The organism is Endozoicomonas sp. ALE010 (assembly GCF_049310165.1).
In the GTDB taxonomy this organism is placed as follows: domain Bacteria; phylum Pseudomonadota; class Gammaproteobacteria; order Pseudomonadales; family Endozoicomonadaceae; genus Endozoicomonas.
Genome location: NZ_JBLYNV010000147.1, coordinates 1 through 3,424 on the forward strand (window position 1 = coordinate 1; position 3,424 = coordinate 3,424).

Annotated in this window: 4 protein-coding genes; all 4 read right to left on the bottom strand. The window is 39.1% G+C overall.

Translation table 11 applies throughout. From position 1 onward, the window contains the following. Positions 1 to 675: 675 nt before the first annotated feature. On the bottom strand, positions 676 to 1,557 hold the full coding sequence (locus ACO6UY_RS24185) for an IS982 family transposase (protein ID WP_422491598.1): 882 nt from the start codon (positions 1,555 to 1,557) through the stop codon (positions 676 to 678). A 552-nt stretch (positions 1,558 to 2,109) separates the two neighbouring features. Next, a complete protein-coding gene (locus ACO6UY_RS24190; RefSeq protein ID WP_422444702.1) occupies positions 2,110 to 2,523 on the bottom strand; it encodes a hypothetical protein in 414 nt (137 codons plus the stop codon). Between the two features lie 327 nt (positions 2,524 to 2,850). Continuing rightward, complete coding sequence (locus ACO6UY_RS24195; protein WP_422444706.1) at positions 2,851 to 3,219, bottom strand: hypothetical protein; 369 nt, start codon at positions 3,217 to 3,219, stop codon at positions 2,851 to 2,853. A gap of 44 nt (positions 3,220 to 3,263) precedes the next feature. Next, on the bottom strand, positions 3,264 to 3,424 hold a 161-nt coding region (locus ACO6UY_RS24200; RefSeq protein ID WP_422491599.1), incomplete at its 5' end, for an ATP-binding protein.

The window sequence follows — 3,424 nt, forward strand, 5'->3', positions numbered from 1 at the left end:
GAACTGGCAACATGTCGACGTTCCTGAATATCTGATCAATCCTTTGACAACAGATTTCAGGAAAATATCAATCGGGGTGGTGAAAGGCAGCTTGACCGAAAAATATACGAATTACCAAATACGAATCAGAAGATATAGCCTTTAAAATGAAGAACGCTGTGTAAGTCACGCTGTATGGGGGGATCGGCTGGTGTGTATAGCGAATCTACAGTATGTTATGCGAAACTGATTCGTGTAAACGACTGTTAGCTGCAAACAAAACTTTATACCATTAACTCATCTAGGATTAAAAATTGAAATTTAAGGTATCACCAATTATTTGGTCATTAATGACTTCTCTAGCCACTTTAACACTTGTTAATCTTATATCGGAAGCATTTACTTTTACTGATACTACTCTAGGTTCTCTATCCTACATTACACAGATTGCTATTTTTATAATTCTTCTTGCAGTTGGATATGTATACTTCAATTACATAGAAGAGAATGGATCACTAGACAATTGGAATACATTAAGAGCGCTCCTGACGAATAAATTACTATTATTTGCAGTAACTATGTATTCAATAATTAGTATCTTTTATAAAAACCTACCAACCTTCATCGATTCCGAACAAGTACCAATAACAATTGATTTGTATTGGATATCAGGATTATTTAACGTGAGTTCGATGCTCAGAAAGCCATAGGCAAACCTTCTGTCAGTGCTGTTACATCAATATGAGGCTTTCTGGGCTGCCGGGTATAAGCGATTAGTCCAGCTATCAGATTCACCGCAAAATTGAAGGGTGAGCGGTGCCGAGTATGCTCTATCTGTGAAATATTCTTCAACTGGTCGTTAACACTCTCAATCACAGCCCGTTTTCGCAACATCGCTTTATCAAAGGCTCTCAGCTCTTTTGGCTTCATATTTTTCCGAACCTTCGTTATCAGATTCAGACCTTTTTCTTTTAACCAAGCAACTAATTTCTCTGATATGTATCCCTTGTCACCATAAAGCCAGCCCGTTAACTCTTCAACGAGATCAGGCACAGGCTTACGGTCATCTGTATTAGCGGTTGTCACACAAAACGACAGAATTTCCCCAAGATGGTTAATAATAAGATGAAGCTTGAAACCAAATTTCCAGCCAGTGGACGTCTTTCCTCGCTTAGCTTCTTCAGAGAACACTTTATGGCTGTTTATCCGGTGATTATCACAAACGACAATTGGCGTAGAGTCAATGAATGATAAGCCAGTGGGCTGCCCCATACATTGGGTCTTGAGATATACAGTTAATGGAATCAAGGCCTGTTTCATCAGTTCTACAAAACGATTGTAAGAAACCAGGTTCGGGAAGCAGTCAGACTTATATTTAACGATGAGATTCAGGTAATAATGCTTGAAATCCCGAAAGGCACTCTGGTGGAAATGAATGATGATGGTCATTATTTCACTGAGCGACAATTTCGATATAACTGGAGGCTTATTAGCATTACAGATAAGTTGTTTATGCCATTCTGGTTCAAAAATCAGGCAGAAATCATCGATATCACAGAATACACTGGTCATAGACATGGGGCCTCCGGTTAGCTGTCTATGGTTTGGTATCTGAAAGATAGCTAAGCAGTCCGGAGGCTCCTTGTCTTTTTTACGTCGAATTCACGTTATTTACACTTATTTCAATAATATTGTTTCATGCATTAGCTCCGAAAGTATCAAAATACAATAATTATGAAACATTTTACAAAAGTGATGGAACCAATTTAATCATATGGGGCAACATTCAGAAGGCAAAAGAATCGTTAAAGATTGATCTCAAAAAAAATATACCAAACCGTAATCTTAGTGATTATAAAATTATTTCAAAAGCTAGCCGGTGCACACCATGCCCTCACATTTTCTACATAGCAAGAGAAAATATAAAATATTCTAAACCAATACTGCGTTCATTTGTTGGATTACCCTTGATTGTCCCATTGTTAATACTACCGTCAATTCATTTATATAATAGTATCGACATCGCTACAAACTCAGCTGAAAAAATCGAACAGCAGCTAACTAATAAATCCAGGTGACACTACCGCGAATCTGGTTTAGGCGTTAGCTGCTCATAAAAACTCACAAGTTCTAGGTTATATTGGATACATGACTTTCAGAAACATGGAATAAGGTCGCCAAATCTTTCTTTTCAAACCTTCCAGTTAAAAACAATCCTTTTATTTCTCTGTTCACTTCTTCTTCAATATTTCTTGGGGTATGAACAGGAGTGTTCATGATTTTTTGTTCAATTTCATTTGTCTGTTGAATATAAGTATCCAATAGATTTAAATCAGACTGAAGTGCATTAAACTCTTCCAAAGAACTGGCTTTAGAAAATTTAATCTGCAACATATTTCTCTTCTGAATCACAGCACTTTTACTATCAATAAGCCCAATTCTAGCTCGACCAGCTTGTAATCGAGTGTATGATTGTTGCTGTATTTGGCGGTACTCATGTTCAATATGCTGAAAAGCTGAGTCATTCGGGTTTAAAAAAGACATCACACAACCTTTTTTATAAATTAGTGAATTTAGAAGGTAGTAGCAGGTATGTTTACCGTCAAGCTGTATAAATTACCTGATTTATTGGCACTATTATTCGATCAGTTACAAAAAAAGGACACCCACTTTTTAAAAAGTGAAGAGAGTACATCATTTATTCATTTTTTAAATGATAGTGTTGATTATTTTAAGAAATTCTCATTAATACCAAGCAAGAAGAGTATAAAAAGTACTCAGCAACGGCCAGATAGAAGACACTATTGAGAAAATATAAGAAAGAGCAATCAGAAAATTCTGGCCACATTAAAGTAAATGAAAATGTGTTGATCAGGCAGTATAGAGATCACCGCTCACAGACATCCCATGAACCCAGCATTTTCCGGTGCTTTCTGCATAAGCCTTCAGTGAAGCCAGCCTGCCGACTGCGCAGTGGAAACGATTGTGCCAGCGCATAGTCTCCAGCCATTCATTTGGGTCAATACCCAAGCGCTCCAAGATGGGTGGTGCATTGCCAGTTATACGACCACGTTTGCCTTTGCGGATAATTCGGCCAGACCAGTCAACCAGTTCAAAGTAGCTACTGAGTGGGTATGGAATCGCCTGTCCGGGGTTTTGACCCTGAGCTTTTAACGGTTTCAACTGCGCCTTTTGTTTTTTTCTGTTTGCGCTGTCGTGTGTCTGCGCATTCCGGAGCATTCGGCCACCCCCCATCGGAGCGCAGCGACGCATCGGTTTGTAGCTTAGGACTTAGGTTCGGACTTCGCCAGTTTTGCCTGTTTCTTGCGCAGTGACTCACCCTTCAGAGGGACGCGGTGGGCGTTATGAATCAACCGGTCCAGAATCGCATCTGCCAGTGTCGGATCACCGATCAGTTCATGCCAGTGATCAACCGGCATCTGGC